We start from the raw sequence: 1354 nt of genomic DNA on the forward strand, positions 1-1354 counted from the left end.
GGACCTATCCGTGATTTCGTGGGCGGGGCATATCATGAGGTGTAAAAGCCATGGATATGCCAATGAAGAAGAAACGAACGGTGGCATCCCAGGCAGCGGCCCGCGGGCCGCTGCCTGAACTGCCTAAAGAACTGCTGGACCAGTTGGTCAAAGGGCCGATGACGCCGGCCGAGGTGCAGGACCTGATGCTGGCGTTCAACAAGGCGGTCATCGAGCGCGCGATGGGCGCCGAGATGAATCTGCATCTGGGCTACCCGCCTGGCCAACCCAAGCCGCCCGGTCAGGCTAACGAGCGCAACGGCGCCAGCGGTAAGACGGTCATCACCGATCGCGGCCCGGTTCGGGTTGAAGTTCCCCGCGACCGTGACGGCAGCTTCGAGCCGATCCTGATTCCCAAGCATGAGCGCCGTTTCACCGGCTTCGACGAACGCATCATTGCGATGTACGCCCGTGGCATGAGCGTGCGCGAGATTCAAGGGTTTCTGGCCGAGCATTACGGCACCGAAGTGTCGCCCGACTTCATCAGCTCGGTCACCGATGAGGTGATGGCCGAGGCGCTGAGCTGGCAGAGCCGCCCGCTTGAGACGATGTATCCGGTCGTCTTCTTCGACGCGCTGCGGGTCAAGATCCGCGACGACGGCGTGGTCAGCAACAAGGCCGTCTATCTGGCCTTGGGCATTCAGGCCGACGGCCAGCGCGACGTGCTGGGCCTCTGGATCGAGCAGACCGAAGGGGCCAAGTTCTGGCTCAAGGTGTTCAACGAACTGAAGACGCGCGGCTGCCAGGACATCCTGATCGCCGTGGTCGATGGCCTAAAGGGGCTCACCGAAGCCATCGGTGCGGCCTATCCGCGGACCACCGTTCAGACCTGCATCGTGCATCTGATCCGCAACAGCCTCGAATATGCCAGCTACAAGGATCGTAGGGTGCTCGCCGCCGCGCTGCGCCCGATCTACGCGGCTGCCAGCGAAGAGGCGGCACGGCAGGCGCTGCAAGACTTCGCCGACGGGCCTTGGGGCGCGAAGTACCCGACGATCGTGCAGTCGTGGCAACGCGCGTGGGAGCACGTCGTGCCGTTCTACGTGTTTCCGCCGGAGATTCGACGGGTCGTGTACACCACGAACGCCATAGAAAGTTTGAACATGCAGTTGCGCAAGATCATCAAGACCCGTGGTCACTTCCCGAATGATGAAGCGGCCGTCAAGCTGCTCTGGCTGGCGCTGCGCAACGTACTGGCCAAGACCGTGCGGACTGCGTTCGACTGGAAATCAGCAATGAACCAGTTTGCTATCCTGTTCGGAGAGCGATTTACGCAGGCGCGTGGATAACGCGTTGTTCAACCGCCTCGCCCACA

Annotated in this window: 1 protein-coding gene; it reads left to right on the forward strand. The window is 62.0% G+C overall.

What is annotated here, in order from left to right; all coding sequences use genetic code 11:
• Positions 1-56 precede the first annotated feature (56 nt).
• Complete coding sequence (locus tag BST28156_RS34490; protein WP_424945055.1) at positions 57-1328, forward strand: IS256 family transposase; 1272 nt, start codon at positions 57-59, stop codon at positions 1326-1328.
• Positions 1329-1354 lie beyond the last annotated feature (26 nt).

It is taken from the genome of Burkholderia pseudomultivorans (assembly GCF_902499075.1).
Taxonomy (GTDB): Bacteria; Pseudomonadota; Gammaproteobacteria; order Burkholderiales; family Burkholderiaceae; genus Burkholderia; species Burkholderia pseudomultivorans.

What these genes read in the sequence shown, in the direction of transcription:
- BST28156_RS34490 (WP_424945055.1), top strand. Translation starts at nt 57, where the DNA reads ATGCCAATGAAGAAGAAACGAACGGTGGCATCCCAGGCAGCGGCCCGC.